Here is a 16746-nt window from a genome sequence, read left to right as displayed (position 1 = left end):
AAAGACGGCTACTTACATCGTATGAGTGGGACGGTCGGATTTCAGTGCTCCGGCCAGATGGGTTTCGATGCGACTGCGGGCGGTGTTGTCGCCTTCATTGAATTGCACGCCGACGCCGGCTGCGCGGTTGCCCTGAGCACCTTTGGGGGTGATCCAGGCGACCTTGCCGGCCACCGGAATCTTCTCCGCCTCGTCCATCAGGTTCAGCAGCATGAACACCTCGTCGCCCAACTTGTAGCTCTTGTTGGTCGGGATGAACAGGCCACCGTTCTTGATGAACGGCATGTAGGCGGCGTAAAGCACCGATTTGTCCTTGATCGTCAGGGACAGGATGCCGTTGCGCGGCCCGGGGCTGATGGCTTCATTCATGTTGACCTCCACTGCTGATGTTCAGAGTCTAGGTACACATTCTTATCTTTGACCAGGCAATCCCGCCCATTGCACCAACAACGCTTCCAGCAGCAGTGCCGGGTTGAGGTTGGCTTTGCTCAGGACTTTCTGCCGCTGGGCGAGAATCCAGTCCTGAATATCGAGGACTTTGCCTTGGGCGCTTTTCTGCGCCAGGTACTGCACGACTTTGCGCATATCGGTCAGACCGAGACCGGCTTCGTCCTGGGTCAGTTGATAGCGCAGGATCAGGCTCGACCAGTCACAGAACCAGTCGAACAGGCGCAGCATCGGAATGCTTTTCCACTCTTCGGCCAGTTGCGTCGGCGATTGCTGCTGTTTGAGCAGCTTCTTCACCCCTTCGACCACCTGCGCCCGCTGTTCACGCACGCCCTGGGATTGCAGGCTGACTGCCGCCAACGGCGAACCAGCCGCTAGCGTCAGCAATTCGACGCGTTCCTCTTCGGAACACTCCGGCAGCGCTTGCGCCAGCCACTGCAGGCTCATGGCCTCGCCCGGCAGCGGACATGCCTGCTGCACGCAGCGGCTCTTGATCGTCGGCAGCAAACGGCTCGGCTGGTGGCTGACCAGCAACAGCACGGTATCGCCGGACGGCTCTTCGAGGCTCTTGAGCAAAGCGTTGGCGGCGTTGATGTTCATCGACTCCACCGGCTCGATCAGCACCACCTTGCGCCCGCCCAGTTGCGCGGTCTGCACCACGAAACTGACCAGATCACGGACCTGGTCGACCTTGATCGCCTTGTCGGCTTCTTCCGGCTCAAGGATGTAATTGTCCGGATGGCTGCCGGCCTTGAGCAACAGGCAGGATTTGCACTCACCGCACGCCTCGGGGGTCGGACGCTGACACAGCAGGCTGGCCATCAGGCGCTCGGCCAACGCGCGCTTGCCGATCCCGGCCGGACCGTGCAGCAAGTACGCGTGGGCGTGCTGGCTACGTCCGGCCAGTTGCTGCCAGAGGCTGTCCTGCCATGGATAGGCCTCAGCCACGAATCAGCTCCAGCAAGTTCGGAATCAAGGTGTCCAGTGATTGCTGAACCTTGACCAATGGCTGACCGGCATCGATGCGCACATAGCGCGCCGGATCAGCCTCGGCGCGTTGCAGAAACGCATTGCGTACCGCTTCGAAAAACGCCCGTCCTTCCAGTTCAAATCGATCCAGACGGCCACGGGCACTGGCGCGGGCCAGGCCGATTTCCACCGGCAGATCGAAAATCAGCGTCAGATCCGGACGCAGGTCGCCCTGAACGAACGTCTCCAGCGCAGCAATGCGTTCCAGCGACAAACCACGACCTCCGCCCTGATAGGCGTAAGTCGAGTCGGTGAAACGATCGCACAACACCACCGCGCCGCGCGCCAGCGCCGGACGGATCACTTCGGCCAGATGCTGGGCGCGCGCGGCGAACACCAGCAACAGCTCGGTATCGGGGTTCATGACTTCATCGGCCGGGGCCAGCAGCACATCGCGAATGCGCTCGGCGAGTGGCGTACCGCCGGGCTCGCGGGTCAGTACCACTTCGATACCTTCGGCGCGCAGACGCTCGGCGAGGTATTCGCGGTTGGTGCTCTTGCCGGCGCCTTCCGGGCCTTCCAGGGTAATAAACAAGCCAGTCACAGGCAGTCCTTAATCAAAGTCATTGCGCGTTTTGCGGTGCGGTCGTCGCGGGTTCGGCAGCAGGAGCCGGCGTCGGTGCGGGTTCCTGAGCGGGAACCTGCGGCAGCGCTTCAGGCGCGGTATCCGGGGACGCCGCAGGAGTCGCCTCCTCGGTCGCCGAAGCCGGAACAGCCGGCGCATTCACCGGGGCCGGGCTGGAGCGGTAATCGGCGCGACGCTTGAGCTGGAACTCGCGCACTGCACTGTTGTGCGCATCAAGGTCATCAGAGAACACATGGCTACCATCGCCACGGGCGACGAAATACAGGCTGTTGCCTTCCACCGGATTGAGCGCGGCGTGAATCGCCTCGCGGCCGACCATGGCAATCGGCGTCGGCGGCAATCCGGGAATAACATAGGTGTTGTAGGGCGTCGGCTCCTTGAGATGAGCACGGGTCAACTTGCCGGTGTAGCGATCGCCCAGGCCGTAGATCACGGTCGGGTCGGTTTGCAACTGCATGCCCAGCGCCATGCGGCGCACGAACACGCCGGCAATCTGCCCACGCTCCTGCGGCACACCGGTTTCCTTCTCTACCAGCGAGGCCATGATCAGCGCCTGATATGGCTCGCTGTACGGCGCATCAGCGGAGCGGTTCTCCCACTCCTTGGCCAACACCTCGTCGAGGCGGTCGAAGGCTTTCTTCAGCAATTCGACGTCGGAAACACCGCGCACAAAGCGGTAGGTATCCGGGAAGAATCGCCCTTCCGGGAACAGCCCGCGATGGCCGATTTTCTCCATCACTTCGCTGTCGCTCAAGCCCTTGAGGGTCTGCTCGATCTTTTCGTCTTTTGCCAGCGCGGCACGGACCTGGTGGAAATTCCAGCCCTCGACCAGTGTCAGGCTGTACTGCACCACTTCGCCGCGCTTCCACAGGTCGATCAGACCGTTGACAGTCATGCCCGGCTGCATGCGGTATTCGCCGGTATGGATCGGTGTGCCGGCCAGATTGAAGCGCCAGTAGATGCGCAACCAGAAGGCGTCCTTGATGACCCCATCGGTTTCAAGTTCAAGAAAGGTACGGGTCGGCGTCGAGCCCTTCGGCACATCCAGCAGTTCTTCCTGCGTGATATTCAGGGGCTGTTCCAGCGCCGAATGAATTTTCCAGGCGCTGGCGCCCATCAGCAGCCCTGCCAGAACCAGTCCGGTTTCCAGCAGCAGCAAGAGTTTACGTCTCACGAATCAGGCATCCAGTAGCGCACGGGCAATGGTTTGCAGTTTACGGGTGAGCGGGCCAACCGGCCAGCTCAGTGCAGCGTAGGCGCGTACCGGCCAGACGCCATACACGCTGTTGCACATGAAGACTTCATCAGCCCATTGCAGCTGTTCGAGGCTGATGTCGGTGATTTGGATGGGGATGGCCAATGACTCGGCCTGAAACAATATTTCAGCACGCATCACACCGGCCACGCCACAGCGCTTCAGATCCGGGGTGATCAGTACGCCGTCGCGCACCAGAAACAGGTTGCTGAACACGCCTTCGATGACGCGCCCGGCCTGATCGAGCATCAAGCCTTCGGCGTGTTCGCTGTCGCACCACTCGGCCCGGGCAAGCACTTGTTCCAGACGATTCAGATGCTTGAGCCCGGCCAGCAACGGCTGATTCGACAACCGTGTGACGCAGGGAAACAGACGCACGCCCTGCTCGCCATGCACGGCAGGATAAGCCGCAGGCGGGTTGCCTTGCAAAATGCGTCGGCCCTGCGCCGCAGGATCGGGCGCGTAGCCACGCAAGCCGTCACCACGAGTGAGAATGAGCTTGAGCACGCCCTCGCCCATTGCCGCGGCATAAGCCAGTAGCTCGCTGCGAACCCGCTCGATATCCGCGGCGATGGCCAGACGCGAGCAGCCCTCGGCCAAACGCGTCAGGTGACGATCCAGCAATATCGGCTGGCCGCCGTGCACGGCAATGGTCTCGAACAGCCCATCGCCATAAGCCAGGCCGCGATCTTTCAGCGACAGAGCGTCAGCCGGCTGACCGTCGACCCAGCTGTCCATCACCCGGCGAACCGACGGAATGCCAATGTGCCGTTGGTGCCGCCAAACCCGAAGGAGTTGGACAGTACGACGTCGATGTCCATGTTGCGCGCAGTGTGCGGCACGAAATCGAGATCGCAGCCTTCATCCGGCTCATCGAGGTTGATGGTCGGCGGTGCCACCTGACTGTTGATCGCCAGTACGCTGAAGATCGCCTCGACCGCGCCCGCCGCACCCAACAGGTGACCGGTCATGGACTTGGTGGAGCTGACCGCCAGGTTGTAGGCGTGCTCACCGAACACGGTCTTGATCGCGTTGGCTTCGGCAAGGTCGCCGGCCGGGGTCGAAGTACCGTGGGCGTTGATGTACTGCACCTGGTCGATGTTGATCTTCGCATCGCGCAGCGCATTGGTGATGCAGCGGGCTGCACCGGCGCCATCAGCGGGTGGCGACGTCATGTGGAACGCATCGCCACTGGTGCCGAAGCCGATCAGCTCGGCGTAGATCGTGGCGCCACGGGCCTTGGCGTGCTCGAGTTCTTCGAGTACCAGCGCACCGGCACCGTCAGACAGCACGAAGCCATCACGACCCTTGTCCCATGGACGACTGGCGCGAGTCGGCTCGTCGTTGCGGGTCGACAGCGCACGGGACGCGCCGAAGCCGCCCATGCCCAGACCGCACGCGGCCATCTCGGCACCACCGGCGATCATTACGTCGGCTTCGTCGTACATGATGTTGCGCGCGGCCATGCCAATGCAGTGCGTACCGGTGGTACAAGCAGTGGAAATGGCGTAGTTCGGCCCCTGTGCACCCAGGTGGATGGACAGAAAACCGGAAATCATATTGATGATCGAGCCTGGCACGAAGAATGGCGAAATTCGACGCGGGCCCGTCTCATGCAGGGTACGGCTGGTTTCTTCGATGTTGGTCAGACCGCCGATGCCCGAGCCCATGGCCACGCCAATGCGCTCACGGTTGGCGTCGGTGACTTCCAGACCGGCGTTGCGAACAGCCTGAAAACCCGCGGCCAGACCGTACTGAATGAACAGGTCGAGCTTGCGTGCTTCCTTGACCGACAGGTATTCCTCGACATTGAAGCCCTTTACCGAGCCGCCAAAACGGGTGGAATAGGCAGAAAGGTCGGTGTGTTCGATCAGACCAATGCCACTGCGGCCAGCCAGAATGCCCTGCCAACTGCTCGGCACATCCGTGCCCAGTGGCGACAACATACCCATACCGGTGACTACGACGCGTCTACGCGACACAGCACTCTCCTTTTTCAAATGACGACTTTGCATCAGGCCTAAAGAAAAAACCGCACGCCATGATGGCAGTGCGGTTTTTCCATGACAGCAGACAACGATTACAAACTATTACGCCTGGTGGCTAGTAACGTAGTCGATTGCAGCTTGTACAGTAGTGATCTTCTCAGCTTCTTCGTCAGGGATTTCGGTCTCGAATTCCTCTTCCAGAGCCATCACCAGCTCAACGGTGTCAAGGGAGTCGGCACCCAGGTCTTCAACGAAGGAAGCAGTGTTGACCACTTCTTCTTCTTTAACGCCCAGTTGCTCGGCAACGATTTTCTTGACGCGCTCTTCGATGGTGCTCATACCTTGTTTTCACTCCTAATGGACAAATTCAGGCAGCTGGCCAGTGGGTAAGTGTATAGAAAGGCTTTTCAGCTTTTCAACTGAAAGCTTCACTCCTCAAACCCTGCGGCCCTCTGCCTATAAATAGATTGCAGCTTTATAACGGATTTTAGACAGCTCGTATGACATTTTTTTGAAGCAATCCGTCACATTTTACTTACATGTACATCCCACCGTTCACCGGGATTGTAGCCCCAGTGACGTATGCCGCACCGTCGGATGCAAGAAAAGCGACCACCGAGGCGATCTCTTGAGCTTGTCCCAGACGGCCCAGCGGAATCTGCGTCTGCAAGGCTTCACGCTGTGCTTCCGGCAGTTCGCGGGTCATATCGGTGTCGATGAACCCAGGGGTTACCGAGTTGACCGTAATCGAACGCGAACCGACTTCACGCGCCATCGCACGGCTGAAACCTTCCAGACCGGCCTTGGCGGCTGCATAGTTTACTTGGCCTGCGTTGCCCATGGCACCCACCACCGAGCCAATACTGATAATTCGGCCCCAGCGCGCCTTGGTCATGCCACGCAAAACGCCCTTGGACAGGCGATACAGACTGTTCAGGTTGGTATCGATCACGTCGTACCATTCATCGTCTTTCATGCGCATCATCAGGTTATCGCGGGTGATGCCGGCATTATTGACCAGAATCGCCGGCGCGCCGAACTGCTCCTGAATGCTCGCGATCACGGCGGCAACGGATTCGTCGCTGGTGACGTTCAGCTCCAGGCCGGTACCTTGAATGCCGTGCTCCTTGAGCGTGGCAGCAATCGCCTCGGCACCCTTGGCGGAGGTCGCAGTGCCAACAACGATGGCGCCCTGACGACCCAGTTCCAGTGCGATAGCCTGGCCGATACCGCGGCTTGCACCGGTGACCAGTGCAACTTTACCTTGCAGACTCATGCAAGTTTCTCCTGATTCAGGCCAGCGCTGCACGGGCGGCAGCGAAAGCGTCTGGGGTGTTGAGATTGGAAGTCGAAACGCCTTCGGCGCAACGTTTGTTCAGACCGGCCAGCACTTTGCCCGGGCCGCACTCGACCAGACTGGTAGCGCCCTTGGCAGCCAGGGTCTGAACCGATTCAACCCAGCGAACGGGCTTGTACAGTTGTTCGAGCAGATCACGCTTGAGGGTCTCCAGATCGGCCGGCACTTGCGCGCTGACGTTCTGTACGACCGGGATCTGCGGTGCCTGCCAGTCGATGGCGGCGATGGATTCGGCAAAGCGCTCGGCAGCCGGACGCATCAGTTCGCAATGCGACGGCACGCTCACCGGCAACGGCATGGCACGCTTGGCGCCACGGGCCTTGCAGCCCTCGATGGCACGCTCAACCGCAGCCTTGGCGCCGGCAATCACGACCTGACCCGGCGAGTTGAAGTTCACCGCGCTGACCACTTCGCCCTGCGCCGCTTCGGCACAGGCTGCCAGCACGTCGGCATCTTCCAGACCGAGGATGGCAGCCATGCCGCCCTGCCCGGCCGGAACGGCTTCCTGCATCAACTGGCCACGGCGCTCAACGAGCTTCACCGCGTCGGCCAGGCTCAGGCTGCCGGCAGCAACCAGCGCGCTGTATTCACCCAGGCTGTGACCGGCAACAAATGCCGGACGCGCGCCACCTTCAGCCAGCCATAGACGCCACAGGGCGATCGAAGCGGTCAGAATGGCCGGTTGGGTTTTGTCGGTTTGATTGAGCAGCTCTTCCGGGCCCTGCTGGGTCAGTGCCCACAGGTCATAGCCCAGAGCAGCGGAGGCTTCTTTGAAGGTTTCGAGGATCAACGGATATTCCGCGCCCAGCTCGGCCAGCATGCCGAGGGACTGCGAACCCTGTCCTGGAAAGACGAATGCGAGGGAAGCAGACATGTAACAAGCCCCTAATGATCTTGTCGTCGAAAATGACGCCCCACTGGGGGACGCAAGAAACTGACAGTTGGATGGCCCTTTGAACCGGGCGGTCACATTTAAGCATTGTCCGACGAAAACGCCTAAGACAACAGATCCTCCAGACGACCGTGGAGGCGTTCGGGCAGGTTCTCCTGAATCTCGATCAGCGCGCGCTGAATCGCGCTCTGAAAGCCCTGAACCCCGGCCGAACCGTGACTTTTCACCACGATACCCTGCAAGCCGAGGAAGCTTGCGCCGTTATGTCGCGCCGGTGCGAGATCCGCCTGCAGGCGCTTCATCAATGGCAGGGCCAAAGCACCTACCACGCGGGAAGCAAAGTTTTTCCTGAACAAGGCCTCAATGCGCGCGGCGATCATCGTCGCCAGGCCTTCGCTGGACTTGAGCAGGATATTGCCGACAAAACCGTCACAGACCACCACATCCGCCTCGCCGCGATACAGGCCATCGCCCTCGACAAAACCGATGTAGTTAATGCCGCGCGCCGCCTGCAACAAGGTCGCCGCCAGCTTGACCTGCTGATTGCCCTTGATGTCCTCGGTGCCGATATTCAGCAACGCGACACGCGGCCGGGCGATGCCCAGCGTCTGCGCCGCCACCGAGCCCATCACCGCGAACTGCAATAGATGCTCGGCGCTGCAATCGACGTTGGCGCCCAGGTCGAGCAACTGGCAATAACCCTTCTGCGTCGGAATCGCCGCCACCATCGCCGGTCGATCAATCCCCGGCAAGGTCTTGAGCACAAATCGCGACAGCGCCATCAACGCCCCGGTATTGCCGGCACTGACACAGGCCTGAGCCTTGCCATCACGCACCAGCTCCAGGGCGACACGCATCGACGAGTCCGGCTTGCCACGCAAGGCCTGGGTCGGCTTTTCGTCCATGGTGATGACTTCAGACGCCGGGACAATTGTCAGGCGCGCGCGATCGGCAGCCGATTGGCCGTTGATCAGTTCTTCAAGTAGGGAGGGTTGACCGACGAGGGTCAGGTGCAGCGAGGGCGTAGCAGAAAGGCAAGCAAGGCTGGCCTGAACAATGCTGCGGGGACCGAAGTCCCCGCCCATTGCGTCAATCGCGATGACTTGAGCGGACAAGTGATTACTCGTCAGCGCCCTTGTCGATCACTTTACGGCCACGGTATACGCCTTCTGGCGATACGTGGTGACGCAGGTGAACTTCACCAGTGGTTTTTTCTACAGACAGGGTGCTAGCCTCGAGAGCGTCGTGCGAACGGCGCATGTCACGGGCAGAGCGGGATTTTTTGTTCTGCTGAACAGCCATAATTGATTAACTCCTAAACGTTTGGGTCACGCTTTAACTGCGCCAATACACTGAACGGGTTGGACCGCGTTACCTCGTCCTCGCTCGGTTCGGGTTCATCTGCTCCCGCCGGCTGCTGGCATTCTTCCGGATGATGAGCAGGCACAATGGGCAAGGCGAGCAGAAGCTCCTCCTCGATCAGTGACTGCAGATCCAATGGATCTTCGCCCAGTTCCAGCACGTCATAACCTTTCGGTAACGACTGGGTATTCGCACCCTCCTTCACTACAGCGTAACTGCATTCGCTGTGGATCGGCAGGGTGACCAGCTCAAGACAACGCTGGCAAACCATTTTGACTTCGGTGTCGATAAAGCTGTGGATCACCACAGATTTACGTTCATCTCGTTCAAAAACGAATTTGGCCTGCACCGTACCGACATCGTCGGAAAGCGGGTCGCAGAGTCTCTTCAAATCGGCCAGCAGCAGTTCACCTTGAAGGGTGGTGCCACGGTCAGCCAATTTGCGCGGGTCAACGTGAGGTGGAATCGGGTCATTCAACATAGGCGCAGCATTATAGGGATGCACCCACCCATGTCAAAGGAAATTGTGCCCTGTCCGTCACTTGCGTGCCTCCGCTAGAATTCGCGCCTGCCTCAGGAGACGCCAATGCTGCCTTTATTACTTGCTTCCAGCTCGACCTATCGCCGGGAATTGCTCGCCCGCCTGCACCTGCCGTTCGTCTGCAGCTCGCCGGATATCGACGAAAGCCACCGACCGGGCGAATCCGCCATCGAACTGGTCAAGCGCCTCGCCGAACAGAAAGCCCGCGTACTCGCCGCGAGCCATCCCGCTCATCTGATTATCGGCTCGGACCAGGTCGCAGTGCTCGGCGATCAGATCATCGGCAAGCCACACACCTTCGACAAGGCTCGCGAGCAACTACTCGCCGCCAGCGGCACCAGCGTGACCTTCCTCACCGGCCTGGCCCTGCTCAACAGCCAGACCGGCCACTGCCAGGTCGACTGCGTGCCGTTTACCGTGCACATGCGTCAGCTCGACGAGGCGCGAATTGAACGCTACCTGCGCCTGGAGCAGCCCTACGACTGCGCCGGCAGCTTCAAGGCCGAAGGATTGGGCGTGAGCCTGTTCCAATCTACCGAAGGGCCTGACGCCACCAGCCTGATCGGCCTGCCGCTGATTCGCCTGATCGACATGCTGCTGGCCGAGGGCGTGCAAATCCCTTAACGCACAAAAAACCGGCCATTGAGGCCGGTTTCTTTTCAACACTGCACCACGCTTAACGCAACGATGGCCCGTGGAACCCCATCCACATCGCCAACTGCTCAGCCACACTGGCGCCAAGTTTCTTCGAGAAGCGGTCGAACGGCGATTCCTGCACAGTGAAATCCACTAGCTCTTTCTCGCCAATTACGTCGCGCGCCACCGAACTGGCATTGCCCAGGCCATCGATCAAGCCCAACGGCAGCGCCTGCTCGCCGGACCAGACCAGCCCGGAGAACAGCTCCGGATGCTCCTTGTCCTTCAAGCGATCGCCACGACCCTGCTTGACGCTATTGATGAACTGCTTGTGCGTTGTATCCAGCACGGTCTGCCAGAATGCGGTTTCGTCAGGCTTCTGCGGCTGGAACGGATCCAGAAACGATTTGTGCTCGCCCGAGGTATAGGTGCGACGCTCGACGCCGAGCTTGTCCATGGTGCCGACAAACCCGTAACCGGCCGCCGTTACACCAATGGAGCCGACCAGACTGGCCTTGTCGGCATAGATCTGATCCGCCGCACTGGCGATGTAATAGGCACCGGACGCACCGAGATCGGAAATCACCGCGTACACCTTGGTATCCGGGTGCAGACCGCGCAGACGCTTGATCTCGTCATACACATAACCCGACTGCACCGGACTGCCGCCAGGACTGTTGATCCGCAGGATCACACCCTTGACCTTCTTGTCCTCGAAGGCTGCACGCAGGCTGCCGACAATATTGTCAGCGCTCGCAGGCTCCTTGTCGGCGATCATGCCGGTGACGTCGATCAGCGCGGTGTAGTTCGGGCCACGGGTGGCGCTCTTTTCCATGTCCATCAGCGGCGTGAACAGGATCAGCGCAACAAACAGATAAACAAACGTCAGCAGCTTGAAGAAGATCCCCCAACGCCGCGAGCGACGCTGCTCCTGCACACTGGCCAGCAAAGTCTTTTCCAGCAGCTTCCAGCTTTTCTCGTCACCGTCGTCGGCACTTGCCTTGGCCGGTGCTTTCCATTCGTCGGTCATGCGCTGTACCCCAGCAAAAACGTATTAAGCCTGCTGCCCCAGCCAGGCGTGCAATTCACTAAAACGGTCGATCGACAGGCGCGGCTCGAACTGCTGCAGCGACTCGATCGACTGCGCGCCGTAGCTGACCGCCACCGACGCCATACCCGCATTGCGTGCCATCAGCAGATCGAAGGACGAATCCCCGACCATCAGCGCCTGCTCGGGCCGCACGCGACAATGCGCGAGAATCTGCTCGAGCATCAGCGGATGCGGCTTGCTCGCGGTCTCGTCGGCGGCACGGGTGATATCGAAATAATCTTCCCAGCCATTGGCCTTGAGCACCCGATCCAGTCCACGACGATTCTTGCCGGTCGCGACCGCCAGGTGGTAGCCCTGCTCGCGAAACGACGCCATCGACTCCACTACGCCTTCGAACAACGGCGAAGGCACGGCTTCTGCCGCGATGTAGTGGTCGGCGTAATACTCGCGAAACAGGGTCATCTCGGCATCGCTGATGTCCGGGTACAAGGTGCGGATCGCCTCGGGCAAGCCCAGACCGATGATGCCCTTGACGGCAAAATCATCACGCAACTCGAAACCGGAACGCGCGGACGCAGAATGCATCGCTTCGACAATCCGACCAATGGAATCGGCGAGGGTGCCGTCCCAATCGAAAATCAGCAGTTTGTAATCAGATGGGCGCACTCAATCGCTCCACGGTCTTGGCCCACATTTCATCCACCGGCGCCTGCAACTTGAGCTCACCGCCTTCGGGCAGCGGCACGGTCAGCATGTAGGCGTGCAGGAACAGACGCTTGCCGCCCAGATCACGGATTTCCTTGCTGAAACCGTCATCGCCGTACTTGGTGTCGCCAGCAATGCAGTGCCCGGCGTGCAAGGTGTGGACGCGGATCTGGTGGGTGCGCCCGGTAATCGGCTTGGCTTCGATCAGGGTGGCAAAGTCGCCGAAGCGCCGCAGGACCTTGAACACGGTCACCGACTCCTTGCCCTCCTCCTCGTCGACCTCGACCATGCGCTCGCCGGAGCGAAGGTTGCTCTTGCCCAGCGCGGCACGGACTTGCTTGATCGAGGTCGCCCAATTGCCGCGCACCAGCGCCATGTAACGCTTGTCGACACCGTCACCGCGCAAGGCGGCGTGCAAGTGCCGCAACATGCTGCGCTTCTTGGCGATCATCAGCAGGCCGGAAGTGTCACGGTCGAGACGGTGAACCAGCTCCAGCTCCTTGGCATCGGGGCGCAACTGACGAAAGGCTTCGATCACCCCGTAATTCAAGCCACTGCCGCCGTGAACCGCAATGCCGGCGGGCTTGTTGATCACGATCAGGGCTTTGTCTTCGTAGATAATCGAGGCTTCCAGCCGCTGCAACAGGCCTTGAGCCAAGGGCACCGGTTCGTCGCGCTCAGGCACACGAACCGGCGGCACGCGCACGATATCGCCGGCCTGCAGCTTGTATTCGGGCTTGATCCGCCCCTTGTTCACGCGCACTTCGCCTTTACGCAAAATGCGGTAAATCAAGGTCTTGGGCACGCCTTTGAGCCGGGCAAGGAGGAAATTGTCGATTCGTTGGCCGGCATACTCCGGCGAGACTTCAAGCAGTTGAACGCCTGGAGTCGAAGGGGCAGTAGTTGTCATGCCGCGGATGATAACAATTTTTATGGAATTGAAGCACTTAATCATTGCTGCTATAGTCGCGAACGCCGCCAAAAGCGGCCTGGACAGCGGAACCACGGTCAAAAACCGGCCCTGACCAACGCAATTCACCAGGACGCGAGGCCGTCCTACGGGGCTTTCGCTACGTAACGGTGGAGTTTGCAGTTGTAACAAGCGCAGGTGACATGAGGCCTGAATTACACCGTCGAGCAGAGTTTTCACTCGCCTGACAGGCAAATATTCGAGGCCAGTTCACAAAGTGCAGTCAGCTGCAGATGACCCCGAGCGAAGGCTTCGGAAACATCGCCTGAATTAGCCATGATGCGTGACCTCCCCTTTCGGAGCTCACGGTAAATGCCAACCCGCTGCGGATTCTGCGCGCGGCAGCACCCGAATTATCAGGGATACGTGTAGGGTGGAGATGCACAACCGCCGGACTGTGTAGCAATAGGCTTTATCAAGACGCTTCATCTCGTCCACAGCCGCTGGTTGATTCCTCCTCCTGACTGAGTGCTTAAGTAGCCACAGCAAGCAGGACGCGTACGTCGCGATATCGGCCCAATTGGCCTGACATCGCTGGACACGGGAATGGCCAACCACTCCCGACGCACCTGACACCGACCGTGAGAAGTCGTGTGTGCCGAACGCCGTTTCCGGCAGCCCGGAAACCGACGGTACTACATGAAAAGAATGCTGATTAACGCAACTCAACCCGAAGAGTTGCGTGTTGCACTGGTAGATGGCCAACGCCTCTACGACCTGGACATCGAATCCGGTGCACGCGAGCAGAAGAAGGCCAACATCTACAAAGGCCGTATCACTCGCATCGAACCAAGCCTTGAGGCTGCCTTTGTCGATTTCGGCTCCGAGCGCCACGGCTTCCTGCCCCTCAAAGAAATCTCCCGCGAATACTTCAAGAAAGCCCCTGAAGGCCGCGTCAACATCAAGGACGTCCTGAGCGAAGGCCAGGAAGTCATCGTTCAGGTCGAAAAAGAAGAACGTGGCAACAAGGGCGCCGCCCTGACCACCTTCATCAGCCTGGCCGGTCGTTACCTCGTGCTGATGCCGAACAACCCGCGTGCCGGCGGTATCTCCCGTCGCATCGAAGGCGAAGAGCGCAACGAACTGCGTGAAGCGCTGAACGGTCTGGTTGCTCCAGCCGACATGGGTCTGATCGTGCGCACTGCCGGCCTGGGCCGCAGCAGCGAAGAAATGCAGTGGGACCTCGACTACCTGCTGCAACTGTGGACTGCCATCAAAGAAGCCTCGCTGGATCGCTCCGCGCCATTCCTGATCTATCAGGAAAGCAACGTGATCATCCGCGCCATCCGCGATTACCTGCGCCAGGACATCGGCGAAGTGCTGATCGACAGCGTTGAAGCCCAGGACGAAGCCCTGACCTTCATCCGCCAGGTGATGCCGCAGTACGCCAGCAAGATCAAGCTGTACGAAGACAGCGTGCCGCTGTTCAACCGTTTCCAGATCGAAAGCCAGATCGAGACCGCTTTCCAGCGCGTCGTCGAACTGCCTTCCGGCGGCTCCATCGTCATCGATCCGACCGAAGCCCTGGTGTCCATCGACATCAACTCGGCGCGCGCCACCAAAGGCAGCGACATCGAAGAAACCGCGCTGCAGACCAACCTTGAAGCCGCCGAAGAAATCGCCCGTCAGTTGCGCTTGCGCGACATCGGCGGCCTGATCGTCATCGACTTCATCGACATGACCCCGGCCAAGAACCAGCGCGCCGTGGAAGAGAAAGTCCGCGAATGCCTGGAAGCCGACCGCGCTCGCGTGCAGATCGGCCGCATTTCGCGCTTCGGCCTGCTGGAAATGTCCCGTCAGCGCCTGCGTCCATCGCTGGGCGAAAGCAGCGGCATCGTCTGCCCGCGCTGCAACGGCACCGGCATCATCCGTGACGTCGAATCGCTGTCGCTGGCGATCCTGCGCCTGATCGAAGAAGAAGCCCTGAAAGACCGCACTGCCGAAGTGCGCGCTCAGGTACCGATCCCGGTCGCCGCGTTCCTGCTCAACGAAAAACGCAACTCGATCACCAAGATCGAACTGCGCACCCGTGCCCGTATCGTCATTCTGCCGAACGATCACCTGGAAACCCCGCACTTCGAAGTTCAGCGTCTGCGTGACGACAGCCCGGAAGCTGCGACCAACCAGTCCAGCTACGAAATCGCTGCTGCCGCTGCCGAAGTCGAAGAAGTCCAGCCAGCCGCTGCGACCCGCACCCTGGTTCGCCAGGAAGCCGCGGTCAAGACTGCGCCGGCCCGTGCCAATGCGCCGGTGCCGACCGAAGTCGCCGCGCCTGCCGCTGCTGCACCGGCTCCAGTTGCCGCGCCAGAGCCAAGCCTGTTCAAAGGCCTGGTGAAATCGCTGGTCAGCCTGTTCGCGACCAAAGAAGAGCCAGCCGCTCCGGTCGTCGTTGAAAAACCGGCCACCGAGCGTCCGGCCCGCAACGAAGAGCGTCGCAACGGTCGTCAGCAGAGCCGCAACCGTAACGGTCGCCGTGATGAAGAGCGCAAGCCGCGCGAAGAACGTGCACCGCGTGAAGAACGCGCCCCACGCGAGCCGCGTGAAGAGCGTCAGCCACGTGAAGCCCGTGAAGTCCGCGAGCCGCGTGAAGCCCGCAGCGAAGCACCGGCCGCTCGCGAAGAACGCGCACCCCGCGCTCCGCGTGAAGAACGTGCACCACGTGCGCCGCGCGAAGACCGCAAGCCACGTGGCGAGCGTGAAGAGCGTGTGCGTGAACTGCGCGAGCCACTGGACGCCGCTCCGGCTGCACCCGTAGCGGCTGCCGCTGCCGCTGTGGTCGCAGAAGAGCGTCCGGCCCGTCAGCCTCGCGAAGAGCGCGCTCCACGCCCACCGCGTGAAGAGCGTCAACCACGTGCCGAGCAAGCTGCTGCTGCCGTTGCTGAAGAAGAAGTGAACAGCAACGAAGAGCAACTGCCGGAAGACGGTCAGGACAACGCCGAAGGCGATCGTCCACGTCGTCGCTCCCGTGGTCAGCGTCGTCGCAGCAACCGTCGCGAGCGTCAGCGTGATGCCAACGGCAACGTGATCGAAGGTTCGGAAGAGTCCGAGTCCGGCGAAAACGCTGAAACAGCACCAAGCGCCGCCGATCTGGCTGCCGGCCTGGCCGTAACTGCCGCTGTTGCAAGCAGCGTGATCAGCGCTCCGGCCGAAGCACAGGCTCACGAGCAAGCCGAACGCGCCACCGCCGCTGTTCAGGAAACCGCCCCAGTGGAAGCGCCGGTCGTTGAGGCCACCACCCCAGTGGAAGTGGTTGCTGCTCCGGAAGTCGAAGTGGCACCGGTTCAAGAAACTCTGCCTCAGGTTGAAGCCGCTGCAGAACCTGCTATTGAAGCGCCAGTTGTGGCTGCTGAGCCGGTTGCTGAAACCGTCGCTGAAACCGTGACCGAAACCGTGCGTGAAGTTCGTGAAGAACAGACCGCGTTCAACTGGGTTGCCGAGCCTGCCGTCGCTGAAACTCCAGCGCCAGTCGTTGAAGCCCCAGTGGTTGAAGAAGCCAAGGCTGCCGCGCCAGTGGTCGAAGCCGCTGAACCTGCTCCAGCGCCAGTGGTTGAAACACCGGTAGTCGAAGCGCCAGTGGTTGCCGAAGCCCCTGCTCCAGTGGTTGAAGCCGCTCCGGTCAGCGCCCTGACGCCAAACGGCCGTGCGCCAAACGACCCACGTGAAGTGCGTCGCCGCAAGCGTGAAGCCGAGCGTCTGCAGAAGGAAGCCGAACTGGCTGCCGCTGCTGCTCCGGCTGCTGAAGTGGTCGAGGTTGCTGCCGTGACTGAAGAAGCGGTGGTTGAATCGGTGATCGCCGAAGCACCACGCTCCGTTCAGGACGCGGTCGAGCATCACCAAGCGGCCGAGGAAAAAGAACACGAGCCTAAACCGCTCGTCTGATTCCGAAAGCCAATAAAAAGCCCCGCCTGAGCAATCAGGCGGGGCTTT

The 16746-nt window shown here is 60.6% G+C and carries 17 protein-coding genes; 2 read left to right on the top strand and 15 right to left on the bottom strand.

All coding sequences use genetic code 11. From position 1 onward, the window contains the following. Positions 1-12: 12 nt before the first annotated feature. The 12 genes from HDC30_RS19390 to HDC30_RS19335 all read right to left on the bottom strand — a co-directional run bounded on the left by HDC30_RS19390 (position 13) and on the right by HDC30_RS19335 (position 9397). On the bottom strand, positions 13-369 hold the full coding sequence (locus tag HDC30_RS19390) for a PilZ domain-containing protein (protein ID WP_027612362.1): 357 nt from the start codon (positions 367-369) through the stop codon (positions 13-15). A gap of 42 nt (positions 370-411) precedes the next feature. Then, positions 412-1395 (bottom strand): DNA polymerase III subunit delta', encoded by a 984-nt coding sequence (locus HDC30_RS19385; RefSeq protein WP_098965017.1) that lies wholly within the window; start codon positions 1393-1395, stop codon positions 412-414. Beyond that, complete coding sequence (tmk, locus tag HDC30_RS19380) at positions 1388-2020, bottom strand: dTMP kinase (protein ID WP_096794883.1); 633 nt, start codon at positions 2018-2020, stop codon at positions 1388-1390. The genes HDC30_RS19385 and tmk overlap by 8 nt, the downstream gene beginning before the upstream one ends. 19 nt (positions 2021-2039) lie before the next feature. Then, positions 2040-3236, bottom strand: a complete 1197-nt coding sequence (gene mltG, locus HDC30_RS19375) for an endolytic transglycosylase MltG (RefSeq protein ID WP_096794882.1) — start codon at positions 3234-3236, stop codon at positions 2040-2042. A gap of 3 nt (positions 3237-3239) precedes the next feature. After that, the gene (pabC, locus tag HDC30_RS19370; RefSeq protein ID WP_150368296.1) at positions 3240-4055 is read right to left on the bottom strand and encodes an aminodeoxychorismate lyase; all 816 of its coding nucleotides are present in this window, start codon (positions 4053-4055) and stop codon (positions 3240-3242) included. After that, complete coding sequence (fabF, locus tag HDC30_RS19365) at positions 4055-5299, bottom strand: beta-ketoacyl-ACP synthase II (RefSeq protein ID WP_027612357.1); 1245 nt, start codon at positions 5297-5299, stop codon at positions 4055-4057. The genes pabC and fabF overlap by 1 nt, the downstream gene beginning before the upstream one ends. Before the next feature lie 108 nt (positions 5300-5407). Further along, positions 5408-5644 carry an acyl carrier protein gene (gene acpP, locus HDC30_RS19360; protein ID WP_003175607.1) on the bottom strand — a complete coding sequence of 79 codons (237 nt, stop codon included), beginning with the start codon at positions 5642-5644 and terminating at the stop codon, positions 5408-5410. A 196-nt stretch (positions 5645-5840) separates the two neighbouring features. Next, a complete protein-coding gene (gene fabG, locus HDC30_RS19355) occupies positions 5841-6581 on the bottom strand; it encodes a 3-oxoacyl-ACP reductase FabG (RefSeq protein ID WP_027612356.1) in 741 nt (246 codons plus the stop codon). 16 nt (positions 6582-6597) lie between these two features. After that, entirely contained in the window at positions 6598-7536 is a 939-nt protein-coding gene (fabD, locus tag HDC30_RS19350; RefSeq protein ID WP_027612355.1) for an ACP S-malonyltransferase, read from the bottom strand. Positions 7537-7658: 122 nt separating this feature from the next. Then, the gene (gene plsX, locus HDC30_RS19345; protein WP_080963300.1) at positions 7659-8669 is read right to left on the bottom strand and encodes a phosphate acyltransferase PlsX; all 1011 of its coding nucleotides are present in this window, start codon (positions 8667-8669) and stop codon (positions 7659-7661) included. Between the two features lie 4 nt (positions 8670-8673). After that, positions 8674-8856 carry a 50S ribosomal protein L32 gene (rpmF, locus tag HDC30_RS19340; protein ID WP_003179396.1) on the bottom strand — a complete coding sequence of 61 codons (183 nt, stop codon included), beginning with the start codon at positions 8854-8856 and terminating at the stop codon, positions 8674-8676. A gap of 13 nt (positions 8857-8869) precedes the next feature. Beyond that, positions 8870-9397, bottom strand: a complete 528-nt coding sequence (locus tag HDC30_RS19335) for a YceD family protein (protein ID WP_003204262.1) — start codon at positions 9395-9397, stop codon at positions 8870-8872. Between the two features lie 105 nt (positions 9398-9502). Here HDC30_RS19335 and HDC30_RS19330 point away from each other — a divergent pair, with 105 nt between their 5' ends. Continuing rightward, positions 9503-10081: a nucleoside triphosphate pyrophosphatase gene (locus HDC30_RS19330; protein WP_183784430.1), complete on the top strand. Its 579-nt coding sequence runs from the start codon at positions 9503-9505 to the stop codon at positions 10079-10081. Between the two features lie 52 nt (positions 10082-10133). On the opposite strand, the gene sppA is transcribed toward HDC30_RS19330, so the two are convergent. Genes sppA through rluC form a run of 3 tightly spaced genes read right to left on the bottom strand, consistent with a single transcriptional unit; the run spans position 10134 to position 12759 of the window. Next, on the bottom strand, positions 10134-11123 hold the full coding sequence (gene sppA, locus HDC30_RS19325; RefSeq protein WP_027612352.1) for a signal peptide peptidase SppA: 990 nt from the start codon (positions 11121-11123) through the stop codon (positions 10134-10136). Positions 11124-11147: 24 nt separating this feature from the next. Further along, complete coding sequence (locus HDC30_RS19320; RefSeq protein WP_027612351.1) at positions 11148-11810, bottom strand: HAD-IA family hydrolase; 663 nt, start codon at positions 11808-11810, stop codon at positions 11148-11150. Beyond that, entirely contained in the window at positions 11797-12759 is a 963-nt protein-coding gene (gene rluC / locus HDC30_RS19315) for a 23S rRNA pseudouridine(955/2504/2580) synthase RluC (RefSeq protein ID WP_183784428.1), read from the bottom strand. Before rluC ends, HDC30_RS19320 begins: the two co-directional genes overlap by 14 nt. A 699-nt stretch (positions 12760-13458) precedes the next feature. Between rluC and rne the strand changes: the two genes are divergently transcribed. Continuing rightward, complete coding sequence (rne, locus tag HDC30_RS19310; protein ID WP_183784426.1) at positions 13459-16698, top strand: ribonuclease E; 3240 nt, start codon at positions 13459-13461, stop codon at positions 16696-16698. Positions 16699-16746 lie beyond the last annotated feature (48 nt).

The sequence above is a fragment of the Pseudomonas sp. JAI115 genome (genome assembly GCF_014200835.1).
In the GTDB taxonomy this organism is placed as follows: Bacteria; Pseudomonadota; Gammaproteobacteria; order Pseudomonadales; family Pseudomonadaceae; genus Aquipseudomonas; species Aquipseudomonas putida_A.
The sequence above is the reverse complement of the archived record's forward strand: the minus strand, read 5'-3'. Positions and strand labels throughout refer to the sequence as shown.

Coding starts and splice junctions, on each gene's coding strand:
- HDC30_RS19390 (WP_027612362.1), bottom strand. CDS start 369: ATGAATGAAGCCATCAGCCCCGGGCCGCGCAACGGCATCCTGTCCCTG.
- pabC (WP_150368296.1), bottom strand. CDS start 4,055: ATGGACAGCTGGGTCGACGGTCAGCCGGCTGACGCTCTGTCGCTGAAA.
- acpP (WP_003175607.1), bottom strand. CDS start 5,644: ATGAGCACCATCGAAGAGCGCGTCAAGAAAATCGTTGCCGAGCAACTG.
- fabG (WP_027612356.1), bottom strand. CDS start 6,581: ATGAGTCTGCAAGGTAAAGTTGCACTGGTCACCGGTGCAAGCCGCGGT.
- fabD (WP_027612355.1), bottom strand. CDS start 7,536: ATGTCTGCTTCCCTCGCATTCGTCTTTCCAGGACAGGGTTCGCAGTCC.
- rpmF (WP_003179396.1), bottom strand. CDS start 8,856: ATGGCTGTTCAGCAGAACAAAAAATCCCGCTCTGCCCGTGACATGCGC.
- HDC30_RS19335 (WP_003204262.1), bottom strand. CDS start 9,397: ATGTTGAATGACCCGATTCCACCTCACGTTGACCCGCGCAAATTGGCT.
- HDC30_RS19330 (WP_183784430.1), top strand. CDS start 9,503: ATGCTGCCTTTATTACTTGCTTCCAGCTCGACCTATCGCCGGGAATTG.
- sppA (WP_027612352.1), bottom strand. CDS start 11,123: ATGACCGACGAATGGAAAGCACCGGCCAAGGCAAGTGCCGACGACGGT.
- rluC (WP_183784428.1), bottom strand. CDS start 12,759: ATGACAACTACTGCCCCTTCGACTCCAGGCGTTCAACTGCTTGAAGTC.
- rne (WP_183784426.1), top strand. CDS start 13,459: ATGAAAAGAATGCTGATTAACGCAACTCAACCCGAAGAGTTGCGTGTT.